General features: G+C 45.4%; 19 protein-coding genes. 8 read left to right on the forward strand and 11 right to left on the reverse strand.

Features of this window, described 5'->3' with window-relative positions; genetic code table 11:
• Positions 1-92 precede the first annotated feature (92 nt).
• Together D104_RS33345 and D104_RS33350 are read right to left on the reverse strand one after the other, a co-directional pair.
• A complete protein-coding gene (locus D104_RS33345) occupies positions 93-1,100 on the reverse strand; it encodes a response regulator (protein WP_024025014.1) in 1,008 nt (335 codons plus the stop codon).
• Complete coding sequence (locus tag D104_RS33350; protein WP_235075948.1) at positions 1,097-4,411, reverse strand: MHYT domain-containing protein; 3,315 nt, start codon at positions 4,409-4,411, stop codon at positions 1,097-1,099. The genes D104_RS33345 and D104_RS33350 overlap by 4 nt, the downstream gene beginning before the upstream one ends.
• A gap of 320 nt (positions 4,412-4,731) precedes the next feature.
• Between D104_RS33350 and xylB the strand changes: the two genes are divergently transcribed.
• A complete protein-coding gene (gene xylB / locus D104_RS33355; RefSeq protein WP_235075949.1) occupies positions 4,732-6,234 on the forward strand; it encodes a xylulokinase in 1,503 nt (500 codons plus the stop codon).
• A 100-nt stretch (positions 6,235-6,334) separates the two neighbouring features.
• Here xylB and D104_RS33360 read toward each other — a convergent pair whose 3' ends face one another.
• The 6 genes from D104_RS33360 to D104_RS33385 form a co-directional block, all read right to left on the reverse strand.
• Entirely contained in the window at positions 6,335-7,231 is an 897-nt protein-coding gene (locus D104_RS33360; protein ID WP_024025017.1) for an AraC family transcriptional regulator, read from the reverse strand.
• 136 nt (positions 7,232-7,367) lie between these two features.
• Positions 7,368-8,798, reverse strand: coding sequence for a mannitol dehydrogenase family protein (locus D104_RS33365; protein WP_024025018.1), 1,431 nt, complete (start codon positions 8,796-8,798; stop codon positions 7,368-7,370).
• A gap of 1 nt (position 8,799) precedes the next feature.
• On the reverse strand, positions 8,800-9,894 hold the full coding sequence (locus D104_RS33370) for an ABC transporter ATP-binding protein (RefSeq protein WP_024025019.1): 1,095 nt from the start codon (positions 9,892-9,894) through the stop codon (positions 8,800-8,802).
• An 18-nt stretch (positions 9,895-9,912) separates the two neighbouring features.
• Entirely contained in the window at positions 9,913-10,743 is an 831-nt protein-coding gene (locus D104_RS33375) for a carbohydrate ABC transporter permease (RefSeq protein ID WP_024025020.1), read from the reverse strand.
• Positions 10,744-10,753: 10 nt separating this feature from the next.
• Positions 10,754-11,614 carry a carbohydrate ABC transporter permease gene (locus tag D104_RS33380; RefSeq protein ID WP_024025021.1) on the reverse strand — a complete coding sequence of 287 codons (861 nt, stop codon included), beginning with the start codon at positions 11,612-11,614 and terminating at the stop codon, positions 10,754-10,756.
• A gap of 98 nt (positions 11,615-11,712) precedes the next feature.
• Positions 11,713-13,032: an ABC transporter substrate-binding protein gene (locus tag D104_RS33385; RefSeq protein ID WP_024025022.1), complete on the reverse strand. Its 1,320-nt coding sequence runs from the start codon at positions 13,030-13,032 to the stop codon at positions 11,713-11,715.
• Positions 13,033-13,355: 323 nt separating this feature from the next.
• Here D104_RS33385 and D104_RS33390 point away from each other — a divergent pair, with 323 nt between their 5' ends.
• Both D104_RS33390 and D104_RS33395 read left to right on the forward strand, forming a co-directional pair.
• Positions 13,356-13,631: an FAD assembly factor SdhE gene (locus D104_RS33390; RefSeq protein ID WP_024025023.1), complete on the forward strand. Its 276-nt coding sequence runs from the start codon at positions 13,356-13,358 to the stop codon at positions 13,629-13,631.
• A complete protein-coding gene (locus D104_RS33395) occupies positions 13,603-14,064 on the forward strand; it encodes a hypothetical protein (protein WP_024025024.1) in 462 nt (153 codons plus the stop codon). Before D104_RS33390 ends, D104_RS33395 begins: the two co-directional genes overlap by 29 nt.
• Here the strand turns inward: D104_RS33395 and nadB are convergent.
• A complete protein-coding gene (nadB, locus tag D104_RS33400; RefSeq protein ID WP_024025025.1) occupies positions 14,061-15,656 on the reverse strand; it encodes an L-aspartate oxidase in 1,596 nt (531 codons plus the stop codon). The genes D104_RS33395 and nadB overlap by 4 nt on opposite strands.
• A 230-nt stretch (positions 15,657-15,886) precedes the next feature.
• Here nadB and rpoE point away from each other — a divergent pair, with 230 nt between their 5' ends.
• The 5 genes from rpoE to D104_RS33425 all read left to right on the forward strand — a co-directional run bounded on the left by rpoE (position 15,887) and on the right by D104_RS33425 (position 20,006).
• Positions 15,887-16,474, forward strand: coding sequence for an RNA polymerase sigma factor RpoE (gene rpoE / locus D104_RS33405; protein ID WP_024025026.1), 588 nt, complete (start codon positions 15,887-15,889; stop codon positions 16,472-16,474).
• A gap of 2 nt (positions 16,475-16,476) precedes the next feature.
• Positions 16,477-17,097, forward strand: a complete 621-nt coding sequence (locus D104_RS33410) for a sigma-E factor negative regulatory protein (protein ID WP_024025027.1) — start codon at positions 16,477-16,479, stop codon at positions 17,095-17,097.
• Positions 17,098-17,100: 3 nt separating this feature from the next.
• On the forward strand, positions 17,101-18,075 hold the full coding sequence (locus D104_RS33415) for a MucB/RseB C-terminal domain-containing protein (protein ID WP_024025028.1): 975 nt from the start codon (positions 17,101-17,103) through the stop codon (positions 18,073-18,075).
• A complete protein-coding gene (locus D104_RS33420; RefSeq protein ID WP_024025029.1) occupies positions 18,068-18,535 on the forward strand; it encodes a SoxR reducing system RseC family protein in 468 nt (155 codons plus the stop codon). The genes D104_RS33415 and D104_RS33420 overlap by 8 nt, the downstream gene beginning before the upstream one ends.
• Positions 18,536-18,596: 61 nt before the next feature.
• The gene (locus tag D104_RS33425; RefSeq protein ID WP_024025030.1) at positions 18,597-20,006 is read left to right on the forward strand and encodes a DegQ family serine endoprotease; all 1,410 of its coding nucleotides are present in this window, start codon (positions 18,597-18,599) and stop codon (positions 20,004-20,006) included.
• A gap of 75 nt (positions 20,007-20,081) precedes the next feature.
• On the opposite strand, the gene argA is transcribed toward D104_RS33425, so the two are convergent.
• Positions 20,082-21,404 carry an amino-acid N-acetyltransferase gene (argA, locus tag D104_RS33430; RefSeq protein ID WP_024025031.1) on the reverse strand — a complete coding sequence of 441 codons (1,323 nt, stop codon included), beginning with the start codon at positions 21,402-21,404 and terminating at the stop codon, positions 20,082-20,084.
• Entirely contained in the window at positions 21,385-22,569 is a 1,185-nt protein-coding gene (gene argE, locus D104_RS33435; RefSeq protein ID WP_024025032.1) for an acetylornithine deacetylase, read from the reverse strand. The genes argA and argE overlap by 20 nt, the downstream gene beginning before the upstream one ends.
• Positions 22,570-22,633 lie beyond the last annotated feature (64 nt).

Raw genomic sequence — 22,633 nt, forward strand, 5'->3', positions numbered from 1 at the left:
AGAGGGCATGAGGTTACGTCGCAGTTGTTCTGCATGAATAGCCTATCAGTAATGCTCTTTCTTTTATTTTCAATGGTGAGTACGTAAAGATTTTAATTTACTGTCTGTTCGGCAAACTGAAGCTGAATCTCAAGTAACTTAGGGAGCTCTTGTTCAAGCAGCGGAGGCAGAGCTGGATCAAAGTGCTTGCCGCTTTGCTCTTGAATATAATGAATGGCTTCTTCTGTCGACCATGCTTTTTTATAAGGCCGCTGACTGGTTAGAGCATCAAACACATCAACTAAGGCAACGATTCGTCCTTCAATTGGGATATCTTCACCTGCAAGGCCATTAGGGTAACCAGAACCGTCCCATTTCTCATGGTGTGTCATTGCAACAGAGTGAGCCAGTTCGATCAGATGTGAGCTTGGATTTGATAGAATCTCTCCTCCAATCTGAGCGTGGGTTTTCATTATTTCGTATTCTTCTTCAGTTAGCTTTCCGGGTTTCAATAAAATATTGTCCGCAATGCCTATTTTGCCTATGTCGTGCATGGGGGCAGCCATCATTAAGTCGTCTGCGGATTCATCACAAAAGCCGTAGGCTTTGGCTATCACTCTTGCGAAGCGACTCATGCGTTGGACGTGCATACCGGTTTCATTGTCTTTGTATTCTGCGGCTCGACCCAACCGATGGATTAAGTCGACGTGAGTTTCGAGAAGTTCATCAGCTCTGATTAAAGAGAGATGCGTTTTTACTCGCGCGAGAACAATGGCAGGTACGACGGGTTTGACTATGTAATCCACCGCGCCAATCTCAAAGCCTTTTTCTTCATCAATACTGTCTTTTAATGCTGTGACAAAAATGACGGGAATATGAGCAGTAGCGGGATTCTGCTTTAGTCGCTTGCATACTTCTAATCCTGTCATTTCAGGCATCATAATGTCGAGTAGTATGAGATCAACTGATTCTTTTTCAACCAGTTTAAGGGCATCTTGTCCTGAACGTGCAAACGATAAACGGTAACGAGCGGGTTGTAGAACCTGCTTTAAAACGCGTAAATTTGTAGGCTCGTCGTCTACCAATAGGATTCTAGGGGCTTGTTTGCTGCCTATTCTCATTTATCGGCTTCCTTTGCTATTTGCACTTTTAATTGTGTCAATGTTGTAACGGCGCTGTCGAAATCAAAATTAGCGATCGCTTTACTTATCTCAATGGCGTGTATTTTCATAGATTGTGGCACGTTACGAATGAGCAACTCTATTTTTTCGTCGTCAATTTCACCTGAGTTTGCCGACAGCATAAGAGCATTCAATAAAGAGAGTAATCCTGTTTTTGATAGGGTAACTCTGTAGTCAACGGGTTGACTTTGCTCATCGGAAGAGGACTTATCCGCCAATTGGCTTAATTCAGTAAAAAATTCTGTCAGTGACGATGTCAGCCACTGAATGCCTTTTTCACATTGCTTGCGGTTCTTTTTTTGTGCGGCACGTTCTATGGTTGCCATTACGTTTGATATGTTCAGTAATGCAAGGTTCCCCGAGGTTCCTTTCACAGCATGTGCTAACGCATGAATGTCATCGTACGCTTGGATCGATAAGTAGTCAGATAGTCTTTTGGGTAAGTCTGAGTTGAGCGAAGAAAACGTAGAAAGCTCAGTAATATAGAGGGGCATTTCGAGCCATAATGACAAGCCTTTACTGATATTTATCTGCGTATTTTTGACGCCAGTTGTTTGAATATCGGCGCCCTTTTCCTGATGAGCAGGAACGAGGGGCTCTTTTAAGACTCTGGCCATTTCAGCGACTAGAGCGTGAATGTCAATGGGTTTGTTAGCGAATCCATCCATCCCTGATTGTTGAGCTTCTAATTTGTCTTCAACCAATACGTTTGCTGTTAAGGCTATTACAGGAGTGTGAGGTCGTTGGTTTTCCTTCTCGTACTGTCTGATAATTTGGGTGGCCATTAAACCATCCATATTTGGCATTTGAATGTCCATTAAGATGAGATCTGGCTTTATGGTTTTAAACTGTTCAATGGCTTCAATACCGTCTTTTGCTAAGAAGACAGTGTGTCCTTGACGTTTTAATAACAAGGTAAGCAAGGTTAGGTTTTGCTCTATATCATCCGCGATTAATATTTTTTGTTCTTTGATTACCGGTAACTGAGACAGGGTGGCTTCAGGAGGTGCTTCGGACACTTCTAGAGGCAAATCAAAATAGAAACAACTGCCAACACCTAAAACGCTTTCAGCATGAAGCTCGCCACCCATTAGTGTTATCAGTTGTTTTGATATGCTGGTGCCTAATCCTGTGCCGCCAAAGCGTCGGCTCATCGATGCGTCTGCTTGTGTAAATGGGTCAAAGATACTTTTCATACGCTCCGCTGGAATGCCAATACCTGAGTCTTGAACGCTGAAGCGCAGGCTGTGGTTGCTGTTTTTTGAAACCGTTAGTGTGACGTAGCCTTTTTCAGTGAATTTAATGGCGTTGCCTAAAATATTCATTAGGACTTGTCGGATGCGATCCTCTGCACCGAGAAAGGCTTGCTCAACCTCTGTTTCAATTTCAAAATTTAACGCCAAACCTTTGTTTCTTGCTTGTAGCCACAGCGTTGATATCACGGTATCCACCATGTTTGCCAGTACGAATACTTGGATATCAAGTTCGAGCTTATTTTTTTCTAATTTGGCACTGTCTAATATATCGTTAAGAAGGTGCAACAACGATCTGGCTGATTTACTGATGGTGGCGAGGTGCTTTTTATTGTCACCTGATACATCAGAGTCTAATAAAATATCGGAAAAACCAATAATAGCGTTCATCGGAGTGCGTATTTCATGGCTCATGTTGGCTAAAAATGAGGCTTTACTCTCTGCCGATTCTTCCGCTTTTTGCTTCGCTAGACGAAGTTCATTTTCCATCTCAATGCGTTGTGAAATGTCTAAAATAACGCCATCTATCCATTCTGCTTCACCAGCATCGTTATGGATAATTGAACCATTCTCTAATACCCAAACATAATCCCCATCTTTGTGTTTTAAACGATACTCAACGCTGTATGTTTTGTTTTTAGAGGATTCATTCTCGGGATCCAGCATGAACTTTAGATCGTCTGGATGAATCAATTGAGAAAAAGACGTGGTGTTGTCGTAAAAGTCCGATGGCATCCAACCGGCCACATCGTAGATTGCGTCACTCACAAAAAGCGCAGTCCAATGTTCATCCATTAAACATCGGAAGGACGCACCTGGAATATTTTTAATCAAAGAGCTGAACTGCTTTTCACTTTTTCTGATGGTTTCTTCCATCGCTTTTCTGGTGGAGATATCACTGATAAAGGCGACAAAGAGCGTCTCGTCACCAATAATATCAACACGACCGACGCCTATTCTTATTGGAAACGTCTGGCCATCGTTGTTTAGTGCGCAAATTTCGCGTTCGGTACCCGAAATATTCGTTTCACCTGTGTCTCGAAATATACCTAAAAATGCATGAAACTCCTCTGTGTGCTTTTTAAGGAATAAGCGATCGAAGGGCTGATTGATGATATCTTTTTCTTGCCAACCAAAAATACTAGATGCGGCTTTATTGAACTCTTTTATGATGCCATGGCTGTCTATAGTGATGATGCCATCAACAGCGGTGTCTAAAGTGGTCTTCAAACGGACTTCACTCGCAGTTTTTTCCAGTAATAACTGGCGGTAGCGTAACTGTGAGGCAATGTTGCTTGCCAAAATCGAAAGCAATAACGTAATGGTTGCGACGACAAAAGAGAGGTAACTGTTGGATGCGGTAGACATATGTGACATGTCTGAACCGCCAATTGAAATAAAACGCGCTCCCGCCATGCCCGCATAGTGCATTCCAGAAATGGCAGCGCCCATAATCAAAGCACTGATACAACTGACCCACTTCTGACTCAGCCCTGTCCAAATCTTCCCAACATAGTACTGTGTTGATATGGCAATAAAGGCAAGCACAACCGCAATGACAATAGAAAAAATAAACCAAGCTGGGTCATATCGAAGTTCAACATGCATCTCCATTGCTTCCATGCCGATATAATGCATCGCACCAATGCCGCCGCCTACCAACACACCATTAAGGAGTAATTGCCAGATGCTTAGATTCGGCTTGATTAATCGCTTTAATGTGATGTACGACGCTAAAATACTGGGTATTAATGACAAGACCGTTAGGTAAGGGTCATAAGACACTGTATGGCCCATATCGAATGCAAGCATGCCAACAAAGTGCATACTCCAAATTCCGCCAGCCATAATGAAAGAACCAGATACAAGAGCAATTGATTTGTACTTTTCAATCACGATATGTTGTGCCACTGAGGCGAAATGCAGAGCGAAGAAAGACGCCATGGCCGCCAATGCGATAGAGAGAGCCACAAGCCAGTAGTTGTAGTCGCTTATCATTAGGTTACTTTGATCTACTTGTGTGACAAAAAAATTATGAAGCCATTGCATTAAATTACGTATTACCTATGTTGTTTTCTTAGTTGAAAAATGGTGTTTTACCAGCGTGTTTTTGTTTACAGTGGCCAATTAAAGTTCGTTTACACTTTCTCTTTTAAAGGGAAAAACTAACTTTTTTTATGATCTAACGGTACGAAAAAGGCCAATGTAGCGTATTTCGTTGACTCTGTTTCCCATTCTTTCGAGTATGGAAAGATTAATAATAATATGTGCATAGAATGCCATACTCAAAAACAAAACCAATAAGAAATTTTAATAGAATGAGTAACAAAATGTATTTAGGTCTTGATCTTGGAACATCGGGTTTAAAAGGTGTCGTTATTGACGACAAAGGGCAAGTATTGGCGCAGGAGTCGATTTCTTTGTCAGTCAGTAGTCCACAGGCGACGTGGTCTGAGCAAGACCCTTTGTCTTGGTGGCAGGCTTGTGTTGACGTTATCGGGCAACTGCAATCACGTTTAGACTTGAGCAAGCTAAAAGCCATTGGATTATCAGGGCAAATGCATGGCGCGACCTTGCTGGATCGGCAAGGCGATATTTTGCGACCTTGTATATTATGGAATGATGGACGTAGCCAAGCGCAATGCCAAGCTTTGATGGCCGAATTTCCAGATTTAATTAAACGCTCAGGCAACCTTGCCATGCCGGGCTTTACTGCGCCTAAAATACGCTGGGTTCAAGAAAATGAACCAGCCATTTTTGAAAAACTTGCGTTTGTGCTCTTGCCTAAAGATTATCTGGCGTATCGTTTAACAGGCGAGATGTCCTCAGATTGCTCGGATGCTGCAGGCACCTTATGGCTGAATCCTGAAACACGTCAATGGGACGATGCTTTATTGGCTGCGACAGGCTTAACGCAAGCCAATATGCCGACCGTGTATGAAGGCTGTGATCTTGTGGGCGTGTTATCAGAAGGCGTTGCTCAACAGCTTAAACTGCCTCAACTACCTGTCGTCGCGGGCGCTGGCGACAATGCCGCTGGCGCGGTGGGCATGGGTGTAACCAATCCGGGCCAAGGTTTTATTTCGTTGGGCACATCTGGTGTGTACTTCACCGTCAGTGAATCTCACAAAGCGAATCCAGAAAATACCGTGCATGCGTTTTGTCACGCATTGCCGAACCGTTGGCACCAAATGGGCGTGACATTAAGCGCTGCAAATTCTCTTTCTTGGTTTGCGAAGCTGGTGGGAAAAACCGTTCCTGAATTATTGGACGGGCTAGAAGATTCAGGCCTTAAGCGCACCAGCGTTCTATTCTTACCGTATCTGAGTGGCGAACGGACACCACACAATGACCCATTAGCAAATGGTCAATTTGTCGGGCTGACGAATACAACAAACGTAGACTCGATGACATTGGCTGTGCTTGAGGGTGTCGCGTTTTCTTTATTGGATTGTCAAAACGCATTGGACAGTGCAGGCAGTGTGGCCGATGAGTTATCACTGATTGGCGGTGGAGCACGTAACGCGATGTGGCGTCAGATTATTGCTAACGTTTTGGATAAGCGTCTTACGTATCGCGATGGTGGCGATGTCGGTCCCGGTCTGGGAGCTGCACGTTTGGCGTTGTTGGGCGAGCAGCAAAGCCAAGGAAAAGACATCGAACTGTTGATTACAGAATATTGCACCTTGCCAGACGTATTGGCTGAGCATCAACCCGACGCGTCAGTTAGGGCTTACTATCAAGAAAAATACGCCTTGTACCAGACGCTTTATCAAGCGACCAAAAACCTAAACGACCGATTGGCTCAACTGTCCTCTTAATAGAAAACGGTTTTCTGAACTACGCACTTTTCTTATATAAAAACGCCGCGAACAAAAAAATGTCCGCGGCGTTTTTTTTGGTTCTAAGGAGGAGGGAGCATTAAGACAGTGGCATCACGCCTTCAATATGAATGTTGCTTTGCGTGCGAAAGTCTCTGGGTGTAACGCCTTTTAATTCATGAAAACGGCGGTTGAAATTGGCCACATTATTAAAGCCAACCTGAAAGCAAATGGTCGCAATTTGTTGATCGGTTTCCGTTAGCAGGCTGCAAGCACGGCTGATTCGAACGCGATTTACAAACTCAATGAATCGGTTTCCTGTGGCTTTCTTAAAAAAGCGCGAAAAGTGACTGTCCGACATACCAATTAAGCCTGCAACGCCTGAAAGTGTAATGTCTTGGCTGTAGTTTTGTGACACATAATCCACGACAGTGTTGATCTTTCTCTGCAATGTTTCACTGGATTTCAAGTCAATCTGAACGGTTGAAAGTAAGCGGTAACTACGGCTTTTGGCAAGCGTTTGCAAGAGAGGGAGCGAAAGAATCAATCTAGATAAACCGCTTGAGTCGCGTACTTTTTGAAACACTTCTTTGAGGTATTGATGGTCTAGGTCGAAGAACTCAATGCCGGATTTTGCTCTGGCGAGCATGGGAAGAATCTCAGCCAATTCAGGGATGATTTTCATGCCATTTGAAAACGATTCATGATCAAAGCGAATCACCATATCACGAAGGAGAACGTCTTCTTGGTCATTTTGACAGATCCAATTATGAGGCAGCCTTGGTCCGGTTAAAATAAGCTGACCTGGAGAATAGTTACCAATGTAGTCGCCTACAAATACCTTACCAGAAGTCGCTTCTATAAAATGCAACTCATAGTCATCATGGGCGTGCCAGCGAATCAAATCACTTGGATAGCCGTGCTCTAAATATCGAATGGTTTCGTTGTCTTCAACGATCTCGTATTCAGGCGTGATACGTTTGGCGGTATTAGGCATAGTCTTTCTCACGGAAGCGCAGAGGGCAGTACAGTGTTGATAGTTGCGATCTGATGCTTCATTTATTTATAAAACAGGTTCAAGAAAAAAGGCAAACGGCCGGATTGTCTTTCTTCTCGAACCAGATTGCCGTTATCTAAGTATATCGTTTCATGTTCGCCTGAATTTCTTGTGTCAGTTGATCCACGAAAGCAGGGAATTCAGTCGGTATATTACCCCATAAAAAGCGATCATTGGCAAAAGCTTTGATGCCTGCATCGTCGTTCGTGAAGGAAGCAAGCGCGGCTTTATTTGGCTCATGGTAAGGCGTACTCAGTTTCGCTTCATTCGACAGTTGAATGAAGGTGAACCAGCTTGCAATACCTTGAATCGTTTTCGTTGGAGTGCGGCCCTTTCGGTAAGCGCCTTCCAATGTAGGGAAAACGAAAATCGGAAATTTTGCATAACCATCCGTACAAATTCGTTCTACCGTATCGCCAATGTTTGCGTTGCTAAAGCGTTGCGCAATGATGTCGAAATACGCAGGCAAATCGACCACAGAGTCACCAATGGCTGGAATAGAGTCTTGTAAAATAAAGTCAGCAAAGTACTGCTTTAACTCAGCATCGCGCATGGCTTCGTCGAAATACGTTAAGCCTTTCAACGCCGCTTGATACGTCACGCAAGTATGGCCTGCATTTAAGATGCGAATCTTGGCTTCTTCAAATGGCACAACGTCTTTCACAAACTGCACGCCAACAAGATCCAACGCAGGTTTTTGGCCCGCAAAGTTGTCTTCCACAACCCATTGAATGAAATCTTCACCCATGACAGTCATGTCATCGTCAACGCCGAATCGAGTTTGCACGTCATCGACGTGTTTTTGGCTTGGTTTCGGTGTGATGCGGTCGACCATGGAGCAAGGAAAAGACGCATTTTCTTTTAGCCATTCTGCCAACTCAGGGTCTTGTTTGGCGGCAATGAACTGCAATAAACCGGTTTCAAGCAATTCCCCGTTGTGGCGAAGGTTATCGCAGCACAACAGCGTGATTTTCGCTTTTGATGTTTCACTGCGTTGTTTTAATCCTGCATAAAGGAAGGCGTACAAGGTGTTTCGAGCGCCTTCGATGTCGGCTTTGATGGCAGGGTGATCCAACATCAAGGCGCGGTTTTCATCGAGGTAATAGCCACCTTCGGTCACGGTGGATGTCACCAATTGTATGTTGGCATCCGCCAGCGCTGAGTCCACGGCTTGTGGTGCTTGTGCGCCGTCAATTTGCTGAACAATAGAGCGTATGTGTTCGTACTTGGTGGCGCCATCGGCGGCCATGGTTTTCAACACATATTCGCCCTTTTGCTCGATGAAGCGGGAGAATACTTGGCTGTCTTGTGGGCGAATATTAACGCCAATAATGCCCCAGTTTTGTTCGCCGGCTTGAGCGAGCAAACGGTCAAAATACACGGCTTGGTGAGCGCGATGAAACGCGCCCACGCCGAGGTGTAAAACACCCGCTTGAATGGCGTCTTTTTGGTAGCCTTGAACAGCAAGCTGTTCATTATTCAGCGAAGCTTGTAGATGGTTTGCCATGTTACGCTTCCTCTGGGATCACAGAAATAACTTGATCTTGGTCGTTGAATAAAATGATTTCTTGAACATCGACTTTGATGCTGACTTCTTGACCATCTTTCAGTTCGGTACGTGCGCCCGCTTTGACGATGATGGTTTGATCGTTTTGCAATTGAATGTGCGCGTAAGCTTCTGACCCTAGGTGTTCAACCAATTCAATGCGACCAGTTAAATCGCCACCTTCCGACACTAAACTCAAATGCTCAGGACGAATGCCCACAATTGCAGTATCAGGCTGTGCGCCTTTCAAGCGGTTCGCAGGGAAATGAATGGTGTGTCCAAATAGATCAAAGACAAGTTCGTCTTCTTTGTGTGTGATTTTGTCCGCAGGAATAAGGTTCATCTTCGGTGTGCCAATGAACTCGGCCACAAAGCGGCTGTTTGGCTTGCGGTACAGTTCCAATGGCGTGCCCACTTGTTCGATTTGACCCGCGTTTAAGATCACCACGCGATCGGCCAGTGTCATCGCTTCCACTTGGTCATGGGTTACGTAGATCATGGTGGTGCCCAGTTTTTTGTGCAGGCGTGCCAATTCCAAGCGCATTTGCACACGAAGCGCAGCGTCTAGGTTGGAAAGTGGTTCATCAAACAAGAAGACTTTTGGTTGACGCACAATGGCGCGGCCAATGGCAACACGTTGACGTTGACCACCGGACAATTCTTTAGGTTTGCGTTCCAACAATGGATCAAGCTGCAAAGATGCAGAGACTGAGCGGACTTTTTCTTGGATTTCTGCGTCTGGTACTTTCGCAAGACGAAGCGCGAACGATAGGTTGTCTGCCACGGTCATGTGTGGGTACAAGGCATAAGATTGAAACACCATAGCCAAATCACGTTTCGATGATGCCAGCTCAGTAATATCTCGGCCGTCTAGTTCAATGCTGCCGCCCGTGCTAGTTTCAAGACCGGCAATGGTTCGAAGTAGAGTGGATTTACCACAACCTGATGGTCCAACGAACACCAAAAACTCGCCTTCAGTAATGGACAGGTTAATACCGCGTAGCGCGTGGTAGTTGTCGTAGTGTTTTTGTAAATCTGTAATCGTTAAATATGACATGTGAAAGCTTCCTAATAATTATTTTACGGCGCCGAATGTAAGGCCTTGGACTAATTGTTTTTGACAGAACCAACCAAAAATGACGATTGGAGCACACGCTAATGTTGATGCAGCAGACAGTTTTGCCCAGAACAAACCTTCAGGGCTTGAGTAGGACGCAATCATGGCGGTAAGCGGTGCGGCTTCTGACGCGGTTAAGTTAAGAGACCAAAAGGCTTCGTTCCAACAAAGAACGATCGACAACAAAGCAGTAGAAGAGATCGCGCCAACGGACAATGGCATAACGACTTTCACAACTTCGTCCCACGGGGTTGCGCCGTCCATTCGCGCGGCTTCAAGAATCTCTTTTGGCAAATCTTTGAAGTAGGAGAACAGCATCCAGACCACAATAGGCAAGTTCATCAGAGTGAAAATGATGACCAACGCTGTGCGAGAATCGAGTAATCCGTAGTCTCGGCACAAAATGTAGATTGGTACCAATACGCCCACAGCAGGCAGCATTTTGGTGGAGAGCATCCAAAGCAAAATGTCTTTCGTGCGTTTGCCAGGAAAGAATGCCATGGAGTACGCCGCAGGAATGGCGATGATCAATGCCAAAATGGTGGCGCCAAATGAGGTAACGACCGAGTTCCAAGCGTGATGAATGTAATCACTGCGCTCTTGAACGATTTCAAAGTTCTCCAACGTTGGTTCAAAAAACAGCGTGGGCGGAATGGAAATGGCCTGCAGCTCTGTCTTGAACGACGTAATAAACATCCAAAAGATAGGGAAAAATAACACCAAGGCAATGGTCCAAGCGAACAAGCCGGTCAGAATGGTTTTGAGTTTTCGTTGTTGATTAAGAGTCATCGTATTTACCTCACACCGTTAGGTTTTTGCCAACGGCACGAATTAAGAAAAAGGCGACGATATTGGCCAGCAATACAGCGAACAAACCACCCGCAGAAGCCACACCAACGTCATATTGAAGAAGCGCTTGGTTGTAAATTAAGTACGCCAAGTTGGTGCTGTCGTACCCTGGGCCACCACCGGTCGAAACGAAGATTTCGGCAAACACGGCCAATAGGAAAATGGTTTCGATCATCACCACAACGGCTATTGGGCGCGCTAAGTGAGGAATGGTTAGGTAGCGGAAGATGTGAAGGCCCGTTGCGCCATCCATTTGAGCCGCTTCTTTTTGTTCCGTGTCTTGGGATTGCAGCGCGGTCACAAAGACCAAAATAGCAAACGGAAGCCACTGCCAGCTCACCATGATAATCACGGACATCAGAGGATACGACGACAACCAGTCAATGGGTTCGAGCCCCAGAGATTGCGAGATCCACGCAAAAATACCGTAAACCGGATTCATCATCATGTTCTTCCAGATTAAGGCGTTCACGGTAGGCATGATGAAAAATGGAGAGATTAACAATACACGGACGATGCCTTGTCCGAAGAAAGGCTTGTCAATCAAGGCGGATAAAACGACACCAATAACCACGGTGATGATCAGTACTGAAAGTAACAGTATTAATGTGTTCGCCACCGCGGGAATAAAGCCGGGATCGGTGATGAAGAACTCAAAGTTCATCAGACCGACGAAGTTATTCTGACCTGGATACAATAGGTTGTAGCGTATTGTAGAAAAGTAAATGGTCATGGACAAAGGGATGATCATCCAAACCAGGAGCAGGATGACAGACGGCGCCATTAATAAGCGAGTGATTGAGCGCTTCATGTTTTGTGTCTCTTATTATAAGCAGGAGTGTTCGCCCTTAAATGGGCGAGTTAGAAATAAGAAATAGGGCAAATGCCCTATTTCTTTGTCAGCTGGGGTTAGTAATAACCCGCTTGACGCATTTGACGATCTGCAGATTTGTTCGCAGATTTCAACGCTTGATCCACTGTCATTGACCCAGCAAGTGCACCGGAAATCATTTGACCAGCCGTTGTACCAATTGCTTGGAACTCAGGAATCGCAGCAAACTGAACACCAACATAAGGCGATGGTTTTAGTGTGCTGTCGTTTGGATTGGCAGAGTTGATTGCTTTTAGCTCAGCTTCAGCAAAAACGGCCGCTTTTTGGAACTTAGGATTTTGATACGTACTAGCACGAGTACCTGTTGGTACTGCAGCCCAGCCGTTCGTGTTACCCACTAGCTGAATGTACTCTTTAGACGTCGCCCAGCGAACGAATTTTTGCGCCGCATCGGCGTTTTTCGTTGCGGCTGGAATGCCTAGTGCCCAAGCCCAAAGCCAGTTCGCGCCTTTTTCTGTAACAGAAATAGGAGATTGAGCGAAACCTACTTGGTCAGCGACTTTACTTTGCTTAGGATCGGTTACGAAAGACGCCGCGATAGTGGCGTCAATCCACATACCACATTTGCCTTCGTTAAATAATGCTAGGCTTTCGTTAAAGCTGTTGCTGCTTGAACCTGGAGGACCGTATTTAGTTAGCAAATCAACGTAGAAAGTAACCGCGTCTTTCCATTCTTTTGTTTCCAACTGAGGTTTCCAGTTTTCATCAAACCAACGAGCACCAAAAGAGTTCGCCATGGCTGTCATAAACGCCATGTTGTCGCCCCAACCGGCTTTACCACGTAAACAAATACCGTAGATGCCTTTGCTTGGATCATTAACCGCAGCGGCCACATCACGGATGTGTTCCCAACTATCACGGTCGTTGATTTCCATACCAGCGGCTTTTACAAGGTCTTTGCGATACATAACCATAGAGCTTTCGCCGTAGAATGGTGCTGCGTACATAGTACCTTTATAAGAAAGACCACCACGAATGGATGGAAGAATGTCATTTGCGTCGTAGTTACCGCTTGTATCAACAGCTTGCAACCAGCCACGTTCGCCCCAGATAGGCGCTTCGTACATACCGATGGTCATGACATCATAAAGACCACTTTTATTAGCGATGTCTTGAGTCACGTTTTGGCGCAATACACCTTCTTCCAAAGTCACCCATTTTACTTTGATGCCTGGGTTGGCTTTTTCAAATTGTGGTGTGAGTTTTTGCATTTCGATCATGTGACCGTTGTTCACGGTGGCCACGGTGATTTGAGTTTCTGCGAAAGAGCTAGCGGCTGACATAGCAGCAGTAATGGATACTGCGTACGCTAGAGTGTTCTTAGTAAGGCGTTTCATAGGTTTTCCCCATTGTGGAGTTTCTTTGTTTTTATAGTCGTACCTAATTCTTAATAATTACTTATCAAGCGAATGTAAATATAGGCCATGTGATAATTGACCCGTTAATACATAAATTGCCAATACTAGTACTATTCTGTTCCATTTTCCTGTTCTTGATGGAAAATGAGTCAATATAATACTCTTTTGACTTTGCTTTCTTTGCAGTATCTCCTTGTATAATAAGGTTTTGTGTGACAAATATCAGATAATTGCACTAAGCCGTTTTCGTTTTTTTTGTTTAAATGGCTATAATGACGAAATTTTCTTTAAAGGGTAATTTCATGAATGAGACATCGGATTCAGTGCGTTTTAAGCGTCTAAAATGGCAATGTCGTCGTGGCATGTTGGAATTGGATGTACTTCTAGAGCCATTTCTTGATGAGGTTTATTTAACCTTAGAAGAGGAAGACAAGCTGCGCTTTCTGAAATTGCTGGAATGCGAAGACCAAGAACTCTTTCCGTGGTTTATGCAAAAAGAAGTACCTGAAGATCAGGATCTTGCCCGTATTGTTAATATCATCGTGACCCGTGTTCAGCCTGAAAGCCACCGAGCTTAAACGCTCATGGGTGGGCATTGGATTAGGGGGGATTATCGCCTTAATCTATGTGGCTCTGCTTCAACTGTATTGGATGCCTGCCTGGTGGCGGGCATTGTTGTTTTTATGCATCGGCTTTGTTGGTGTTGGGTTGTTGCTGCGGTCAATTCGACAACCTAAGCGAAAGATTGGTATCGATGAGCAGGGCGCATTTTTACTAGCGCGTGAGCACTATATAAGGCTTGTTTTTATACGAGTTAATGCCGTGCAATTGATCGCAAAAGAAGCAACGTCGACGAGTTTTTATGATAGGTTTTGGCCTACACATTACGTTGTTTATCGTGACAGCCTTAATGAACATTCATACCGAACGCTTCGCTCCTTTGCTGCGCAACAAATGTTGCTAGGTCGCAGCGAAGAAGCAAGAAAACGTACAATCAGGCGGGCCGACTAATCCGTGTTTTTCGGCGTTAATATGGTTGGTGAACTGGTGGTTTGTTTATTCGGGTAGTCCAATGTGAAATGCAGTCCGCGACTCTCTTTGCGCGACATGGCCGAGCGTATGATCAAATCCGCCACCATGGCTAAATTACGCAGCTCGAGTAAATCATTAGAGATTTTGTAGTTCGTATAAAATTCTTGAATCTCAGACAGTAATAAATCCACCCGATGCTTGGCTCTGAGCAATCGTTTATCGGTTCGGACGATGCCAACGTAATCCCACATAAAGCGACGCAATTCTTGCCAGTTATGAGTGATAACCACGTCTTCGTCTGAATCCGTTACTTTACTTTCATCCCAATCAGGAATGGAAATGTCGTTGGTTAGGGCATGGTTTTCAGAAATATGATGCGCCGCTGAGCGCGCAAAGACGATGCATTCCAATAAAGAATTACTCGCAAGACGGTTCGCGCCATGAAGTCCTGTGTAAGCCGTTTCACCAATGGCATACAAATTTTCAATGTCGGTCGCACTGTGTCGGTTAACCACCACGCCACCGCAAGTATAATGTGCTGCTGGCACCACAGGAATTGGCCCCTTGGTCATGTCGTGACCGTATTCTAAGCAGCGTTTATAAATGGTGGGGAAATGTTCTTTAATGAATTCAGGGTCTTTATGGGAAATGTCCAGCAATACGTGATGTACGCCGAGGCGCTTCATTTCATGATCGATTGCGCGCGCGACAATGTCTCGGGGCGCGAGTTCTTCCCTTTTATCGAATTTCGCCATAAAGCGTGTACCGTCTGGCAATAAGAGCTTGCCGCCTTCGCCGCGTACTGCTTCAGAAATTAAAAATGTCTTGGCTTTGGCATCGTATAAGCAGGTCGGGTGGAATTGATTGAACTCCATATTGGCCACTCGACAACCTGCGCGCCACGCCATCGCAATGCCGTCGCCCGATGCGGTATCTGGATTGCTGGTGTAAAGGTAAACCTTACTGCTGCCCCCGCAAGCCAGTGATACGAAACGCCCATGAAAAACTTCGATGACATCGTCGTCAGAATTCAGAGCATATACGCCGACGGCACGATTTGGACCCGCAATCCCCAGCTTTTTTGTGGTGACAACGTCGATGGCGACACGATCTGGAAAAAATTCAATATTAGGGTGGTTGCTGGCGTTTTTAATCAATGTTTTGGAAATGGCGAGCCCAGTCGCATCGGCACTGTGAATAATTCGTCTGTGGCTGTGTCCGCCTTCTTTGGTTAAATGATATTCCTCGCCTTCACCATAACGCGTGAAAGGCACGCCTTGCTCGATGAGCCAATCAATACTTTCTTTTGAGTGTTCGACGGTAAAACGAATGGCCTCTGGATCGCCTAATTCAACACCGGCATCAATGGTGTCATTAATATGCGAGTCAATGGTGTCTTTGTCGGACAACACAGCGGCGACTCCGCCTTGAGCGTAGAGTGTCGATCCTTCGCGAATGTCTGCTTTTGTCAAAATAGCGACGCGATGGTGATCGGCAAGCTCAAGGGCAAGTGTCAGCCCTGCAGCGCCTGCGCCAATAATGACGATGTCGTGTTTATAGTGTCGACTCATTGTATTGATCTAATTATGACTAAAAAATTAATGTTACTATTGTTGATAGTAAATAGTGAATACTTTCTGAGATTCCATTTCGAATATTCGCCATACTTTTTGATGCATAACCACGTGCATTTATTGCCCGTGTGGTTTGATCGCTAAGATGGGAACTCACTTGGTTAATTGTTGTCTTCTCTTGTAACAAGCAAGGGCGCAGATAAATACGGTTTTAGTAAGAGGTGCCTATGCCGCACGAAACGTCTTCCGATCAGGCGTTGGTTGAGAAAGTACAGCAGGGCGATAAACGGGCGTTTGATCTGTTAGTCGTCAAATATCAATACAAGGTCATTGGCCTCATTGGACGTTATGTTCAAGATAGAAGTGAAGTACTGGATGTAGCCCAAGACAGCTTTATTAAAGCGTATCGTGCCATTGGAAGTTTTCGAGGGGAAAGTGCTTTTTATACTTGGCTCTATCGAATTGCCGTTAATACGGCCAAAAACTACCTTGTGAGCCGTTCGCGTCGCCCTCCAGAGTCAGATGTTGAGCTGGATAATGAAGAGGTTTTCAGTGTCTATGAAGCCTTAGCCGATATTGACACACCTGAAGCAAAGCTAAACAGCGAGCGACTTGAAGCGTCAATTAATTACGCCATTCAACATTTGCCAGAAGAATTGCGTAGCGCATTAACCTTACGAGAATTTGATGGTCTGAGTTACGAAGATATTTCGTTGATCATGGAGTGTCCCGTTGGAACGGTTCGGTCACGAATTTTTCGTGCCCGTGAAGCGGTAGAAAAACACATACGTCCGTTAATGGATGGAGGAGAGTAGCCATGGCAGATTTTAAAAATAATTCCCCAGAAATGTTTTCTAGTCTGTCGGCTATGTTTGATGGTGAAGCGTCAGGTCAAGATATTGAACGTCTATTAAAGGCCGATCAAGCAGCGCTGAGTCATCAATTAGAAAGCTTCCATTTGGTGCAGCAAACGCTTCACAAAGATTCTAATGTGGCTGTTGGTTTGCAGGGCGATTTGGTCTCCCGTATTCGAACCAAAATAGATGCCGAGGACGCAGCGCTCGACCGAGAGCAGGGCACACTTAAAAATGCGCCTCTGCCATTTCTGTTGCCAGAAAAAAATAAAAACCGCCGTCCTATTTGGCAGGTCATGTTGTCTAGTGTAGCGGTCGCGGCCAGTGTTACCTTTGTGGTTATATTTGGTGGCAATGTCTTGCTGGCGCCAGACGCCATCGCGCCGAACCTCATGGCGAATGTGCATTCACCGGTCGATAATTTGGTGGTGACGCCTCTGGCGGAGCTAAACAAAGACGCGTTATTAGTGGATAACGTTCGACTGCAAAATTACCTTCGACAGCACGCTGAACAAGCGGCGATGACCGTAGGGCAAGGTATGATACCGATGGCTCGGGTCGTTAGTTACCCCATAAAAGAGTAGTTTATGAGAGTGTTTTATTCATTACGTATTATCTTCATGGCGTTTTGTTTGGTCTCAACTGGCCTTGTCATGGCAAGTGCGTCTACCTCATCGGATGCATTGAACCTATTGAGAAGTATGACCCAGTCCTTTTCAACGCTGAGTTATGATGGTGTGTTTGTGCATTCTGAAGCCATGAATATGAACAGCATGCGTGTTCGTCATGATTTGATGTCTGGCGTCGAATATGAAAGCTTGGTTGACCTAGACGGCGACAAAGTGGAAGTTTTACGCATTGATGACAAAATTATTTGTGTCTATCCCAATGCCCATATTGCGAATATGCGTACGCCACGAATCCCCCCTTTTAAGCGTTTTAAAAATGTTGAAAGTAACCGACTCATAAAAGGCTACGAGATGGTTGTGGGCACCGATGTGACAAGGATTGCGGGTCGCAATGTGGAGTCAGTAAAACTGGTTCCAAAAGACCAGTATCGTTATGGTCATCAATTCTGGATCGACAAAGAAAACCACTTTCTTCTCAAGCACGACATGATGAAAATGGACGGGCAGCTGCTGGAAAGAATTCAATTTACCTCGGTCAATTTTTTGCCCGACTTGAAACACGAAGACTTTGTCCCAAAAGAGGGTAGTTACTCGGAGCCGGTCGTAGAAGTTCAGCCTAGACGCGTTAAAAATCTTTGGCAGTTTGATTGGTTGCCCGACGGTTTTTCGCTTGTTTGGCCTGAAGCACGATCTTTGAATCACGGCACAAGTATGTTGCTTTTGTCTGACGGTATGACAACGGTATCTGTGTTTGTCGAGCCAACTTTGAAGCCGAAAGCGATGTCGATTTTAAGCATGGGTGCAACCATGGCGGGAGAGCGCAGTATTAAAGTGAAAGATCAGCTGTACCTACTAACCATGGTCGGCGAAGTACCGGAAGTGACGATAGAAAAATTGATGAGTGTCTTTATGCCAAGGTCTGATCATGATTGAAGAAACGGGAAAAGTACTGTCTGTTGAAGCGGGCTTTGCGGAGGTTGAAACCATTCGTACAAGCACCTGTACTTCTTGTCGTGCCCGTCATGGTTGTGGTCATCATGCTATTGCTCAAGTGTCTGCTGCGAATCGAATGCGCATGCGCGCTATTGATCCTCTGACGGTTGAAGTCGGCCAGAGCGTCGTGGTTGGCATTCCCGAAGATACCTTGCTGCAAGCGTCTGTTTGGATGTACCTCATTCCTCTTCTTGGGTTGGTCGGCGGCGCTGTTTTGCCTTCTATCTGGGGTGGCGAGTCTGGTATTGCTGTGATGCTTTCTATTATCGGTTTTGCTGGTGGCTTATTGTTGGCCAGAAAAAAATCCAAACAAGAAATGAATAATCTGGATTATTATCCAAAAATTTTAAGAATTGAATCGCTTGAGGGTGAACAAGTGCCTTTGGTATTTGCCCCGTAAGCGTCTAATCGTCTTCACCTGGCACTGTAATGAATTTGATACGTCTTAAGGAGACCAATCAATGAACAGATTGCTTAAACAAGTCAGCATGGTCGTTGTCAGTACGTTTATTATGACCTCTATGCTTACTCACGCGGCGTCACTTCCTGACTTTACCGAGTTGGTCGATGATGCTTCTCCCGCTGTTGTGAATATCAGTACGGAACAAGCTGTTACCACAAAAACGGCCAACGAAGGAGGTCAACAATTAGGGCCTAATAGTGAAGAGCTCAACGAGTTCTTTAAGCACTTCTTTGGTCAGCAGCCTTTTGGTCAGCAAGCACCGCAACAGCAGGGACCGCGAAGCTCATTGGGATCGGGTTTTATTATTTCCCATGATGGGTACGTGTTAACCAACAATCATGTGATTGATGAAGCGGATGTGATTCATGTTCGTTTAAACGATCGTCGTGAATATGTGGCTAAATTGGTGGGAACCGACCCAAGAACCGATTTGGCGTTGCTGAAAATAGACGCTGACAATTTGCCTATCGTAAAAATGGGCGATTCAGACAAGCTAAAACCGGGTCAATGGGTGCTGGCGATTGGTTCACCTTTCGGTTTTGATTACACGGTAACCGCCGGTATTGTCAGTGCAACGGGTCGAAACTTACCATCTGACAGCTATGTGCCATTTATCCAAACGGACGTTGCGATTAACCCAGGCAATTCGGGTGGTCCTTTGTTTAATCTAGACGGTGAAGTGGTGGGGATTAACTCACAAATCTACACGCGTTCTGGTGGGTTTATGGGTGTGTCTTTTGCTATCCCATCTAAGGTGGCTATGTCCGTTGTGGATCAGCTGAAACAAGATGGCAAAGTCTCTCGAGCTTGGTTGGGCGTGTTGATTCAAGACGTCAATAATGAGTTGGCGGAGTCTTTTGGATTGGATCGACCGAGCGGTGCGTTAATAAGCCGAGTGTTACCGGATTCACCCGCTGAAAAATCAGGCCTGAAATCTGGCGATATCATCATGAAGTTTAATGGTGAAAAAATCGAACACTCAGGCGAATTGCCTTATGTTGTCGGCCAGATGAAAGCCGGAGAAAAAGTCGATGCGAAAGTGTATCGAGATGGAAAAGAACAAACCATTTCGGTGACATTAGAAGCAAGACCAAATGATCCAAAAGTACTGGCTCAATCTCAACAAGATCAGAATCGTTTAGGCATGATCGTTGGGGAATTGCCTGCTGAAATGGCGAAGCAATTTGATATCGAAAACGGTGTGGTCATTGAGCAAGTCATTGGTGGTACCGCGGCTCGTAACGGTCTTCAGCAAGGCGATGTGATTACCATGCTAAATGGTCAGCGCATTGAAGGTGTGACGGACTTTAGTCGTATTGCGAAGGACATTCCGAGCGGTCGTTCAGTACCAATGCGTGTGATAAGACAAGGCTATCCAATGTTTATCCCATTCAAAATAATGGAATAAACAACGAAACAAAAAAAGGCGACCCAATGGTCGCCTTTTTTATGACGTTTGTCCCGTCCTGAAATAGGTTAACGCCTACAGTGCTTTGGCAAAAATCTTAGAGTTACGCTGGTAGTTATACAGCGCTTGTTTTTGCGTCGGTAAACTGGCTAGGGTGGTTTCGCTAAACCCGCGCTCAATAAACCAATGCGCGGTTCGAGTTGTTAACAAGAAAAGCGTATTGAGGTTCTGGTATTTTGCGGCCTGTTCGATGCCTTTTAGTAAGCGTTCACCTCGGTTTGATCCACGATAATCAGGCGATACCGCCAAACAGGCTAATTCGCCAGCGTATTCTTGTTCAAACGGGTACAGTGCCGCGCACGCGACGATGGCGCCATCTCGTTCAATGACTATGAAACGGTCGACTTCGTTCTCTAATAATTCACGCGAACGTCTCACTAAGACACCTTTTTCTTCCAGTGGGGCGAGCAAAGCCATCATGCCGCCAACATCATCGATATGCGCGGGGCGTAATTTTTCATAACTGTCTTCGTCGATCATGGTGCCAGAACCTTCACGTGTGAAGAGTTCTCTCAGTAAGCCACCATTTTCATGATAAGAAATCAAATGTGCTCTTGGTACGCCTTGACGAACCGCTTGCACACAAGCGTCCAACGCTGCGTGCGTTACTTTTGGCAGTGACTTTTCTTTCAGAATGACTTCGGCGTCTTTTGTTAACAATTCCGAATACAGTTCGCCGTTGCTTTTAAAGACACCTTCTTCTTCCGAGTAGATGACAAGCTTGTCCGCTTTTAACTGGATGGCAGCCTGGATCGCAACATCTTCACTTTTTAAATTAAAGACTTCACCCGTGGGAGAAAAGCCCAGATGAGGAAGTAACACCATGTTGTCGTCTTCTAGTAAGCGGAAAATGGCCTCAGTATCAATGCGACGCACCTCGCCGGTGTGTCCATAATCGATGCCGTCGACCACGCCGAGCGGTCTGGCGATGACGTAATTACCGCTACAGACTTTTAGACGAGCGCCGTCCATTGGTGTATTGGATAAGCCCATGGAAAGCTGCGCTTCAAGTTGAACTCGCACCGCGGCAGACGCTTGAATAACGTCTAGCAATTGGTCTTGCGGCGTCACACGGTAATCGTCTTCAACGCGGCTGGGTAAATGGCGATTGGATAATATTCTGCTGATTTGTGGTCGAGCACCTTGAACTAATACCAAGCGAATGCCCAATGAATCCAACAAGGCAAGGTCATGAATAATGCTTGAAAAATGCGCACATTCAACCGCTTCACCTGGAATCAAGATGACGAAGGTTTTTTCCCTATGGGCATTAATATAGGGGGATGAATGGCGAAACCAATCCACATAGTTAAGTTCTTCAGGCACGCTGTTCCTCATTTTTTTGCTCGGTTGGCTGAAGGCAAAAACGCTCAATTAATCCGCGAATTACCTTTTGCATGGGTTGAATTTGATCCAGCGCCATGAACTCATTTGGCTGGTGGGCTTGATCGATAGAGCCAGGCCCTAGTATTAAGGTTTCCATTCCCATTTGATTTAGGAAAGGGCCTTCTGTTGCAAAGGCAACCGTACTGGCCTGACGTTGAGTTAGTGCTTCACAGGCTTTGATAATGTCCGACTCAATAGGGGTATAAAAAGACGGCACATCGGGAAAAAGACTGTTTAGTTGAATTTTTGTGCCGGTTTTTTCTTCGATTTTAGGCAGTAGTTGAGCAACTTCTGCCATGAGAGATTGGTTGCTCATGCCGGGCAGTGCTCGTAAGTCGAATTCCAGTTCACAACGTCCGCAGATCCGGTTAGGGTTGTCGCCGCCGTGAATGCAGCCAAAGTTCATGGTTGGGTAGTCGATGACGAAATTAGCGTCACGATATTGCTTTTTGAGTTGCTTGCGAAACGTCATTAATTCCGACATCACCGCGTGCATTGCATCCATCGCGTTGTTTCCCAATGCGGGATTGGATGAATGTCCTGCTTGCCCAGTAACTTGAATCCGCTCCATCATAATGCCTTTGTGAGCATGGATGGGCGTGAGAGAAGTGGGTTCACCAATTAACGCGTAGCGGGCTTTTAGTGAACCTTGCTCAGCGAGTACGCGTGCACCAGACATGGAGCTTTCTTCGTCTGCTGTGGCGAGAATAATCAGAGGCTGTTTTATATTTGAAAGCGCCATATCTCGGATAGTGTCGAGCACTATCGCGAAAAAACCTTTCATATCACAGCTGCCAAGCCCATAGAGTTTCTGATCTCTTTCTTCCAGTGAAAAAGGGTCCGACTGCCAACGACCTTCATCGTAAGGCACTGTATCTGTGTGCCCAGATAATACCAATCCACCTTCGCCATGACCGAGTGTGGCAATCAGGTTGAATTTGTTCGGTTGGTTTGGCAAAGGCATGACGTCACACTGGAAGCCTTGTGAGCTTAACCAACTTTCAAGCAATTGAATCACGCCTTTATTTGACTGATCCCAGTGCGCTTGACTACAACTGATAGATGGCGACGCAATAAGTTGCGACATCATGCTAATAAGAGATGGAAGTACGGGCATATGGATGCTCCTCGAGTTATTACCTAATATTACTACTGTAAGCTAGGCATCTGGTACACTTGCT

Origin of the sequence: Marinomonas profundimaris (assembly GCF_000508165.1) — a bacterium.
Taxonomy (GTDB): domain Bacteria; phylum Pseudomonadota; class Gammaproteobacteria; order Pseudomonadales; family Marinomonadaceae; genus Marinomonas; species Marinomonas profundimaris.

What these genes read in the sequence shown, in the direction of transcription:
- D104_RS33420 (WP_024025029.1), top strand. Translation starts at nt 18,068, where the DNA reads ATGATTGAAGAAACGGGAAAAGTACTGTCTGTTGAAGCGGGCTTTGCG.
- D104_RS33375 (WP_024025020.1), bottom strand. Translation starts at nt 10,743, where the DNA reads ATGACTCTTAATCAACAACGAAAACTCAAAACCATTCTGACCGGCTTG.
- argA (WP_024025031.1), bottom strand. Translation starts at nt 21,404, where the DNA reads ATGAGGAACAGCGTGCCTGAAGAACTTAACTATGTGGATTGGTTTCGC.
- rpoE (WP_024025026.1), top strand. Translation starts at nt 15,887, where the DNA reads ATGCCGCACGAAACGTCTTCCGATCAGGCGTTGGTTGAGAAAGTACAG.
- D104_RS33385 (WP_024025022.1), bottom strand. Translation starts at nt 13,032, where the DNA reads ATGAAACGCCTTACTAAGAACACTCTAGCGTACGCAGTATCCATTACT.
- nadB (WP_024025025.1), bottom strand. Translation starts at nt 15,656, where the DNA reads ATGAGTCGACACTATAAACACGACATCGTCATTATTGGCGCAGGCGCT.
- argE (WP_024025032.1), bottom strand. Translation starts at nt 22,569, where the DNA reads ATGCCCGTACTTCCATCTCTTATTAGCATGATGTCGCAACTTATTGCG.
- D104_RS33425 (WP_024025030.1), top strand. Translation starts at nt 18,597, where the DNA reads ATGAACAGATTGCTTAAACAAGTCAGCATGGTCGTTGTCAGTACGTTT.
- D104_RS33390 (WP_024025023.1), top strand. Translation starts at nt 13,356, where the DNA reads ATGAATGAGACATCGGATTCAGTGCGTTTTAAGCGTCTAAAATGGCAA.
- D104_RS33380 (WP_024025021.1), bottom strand. Translation starts at nt 11,614, where the DNA reads ATGAAGCGCTCAATCACTCGCTTATTAATGGCGCCGTCTGTCATCCTG.
- xylB (WP_235075949.1), top strand. Translation starts at nt 4,732, where the DNA reads ATGAGTAACAAAATGTATTTAGGTCTTGATCTTGGAACATCGGGTTTA.
- D104_RS33365 (WP_024025018.1), bottom strand. Translation starts at nt 8,798, where the DNA reads ATGGCAAACCATCTACAAGCTTCGCTGAATAATGAACAGCTTGCTGTT.
- D104_RS33410 (WP_024025027.1), top strand. Translation starts at nt 16,477, where the DNA reads ATGGCAGATTTTAAAAATAATTCCCCAGAAATGTTTTCTAGTCTGTCG.
- D104_RS33415 (WP_024025028.1), top strand. Translation starts at nt 17,101, where the DNA reads ATGAGAGTGTTTTATTCATTACGTATTATCTTCATGGCGTTTTGTTTG.
- D104_RS33360 (WP_024025017.1), bottom strand. Translation starts at nt 7,231, where the DNA reads ATGCCTAATACCGCCAAACGTATCACGCCTGAATACGAGATCGTTGAA.
- D104_RS33350 (WP_235075948.1), bottom strand. Translation starts at nt 4,411, where the DNA reads ATGATAAGCGACTACAACTACTGGCTTGTGGCTCTCTCTATCGCATTG.
- D104_RS33345 (WP_024025014.1), bottom strand. Translation starts at nt 1,100, where the DNA reads ATGAGAATAGGCAGCAAACAAGCCCCTAGAATCCTATTGGTAGACGAC.
- D104_RS33370 (WP_024025019.1), bottom strand. Translation starts at nt 9,894, where the DNA reads ATGTCATATTTAACGATTACAGATTTACAAAAACACTACGACAACTAC.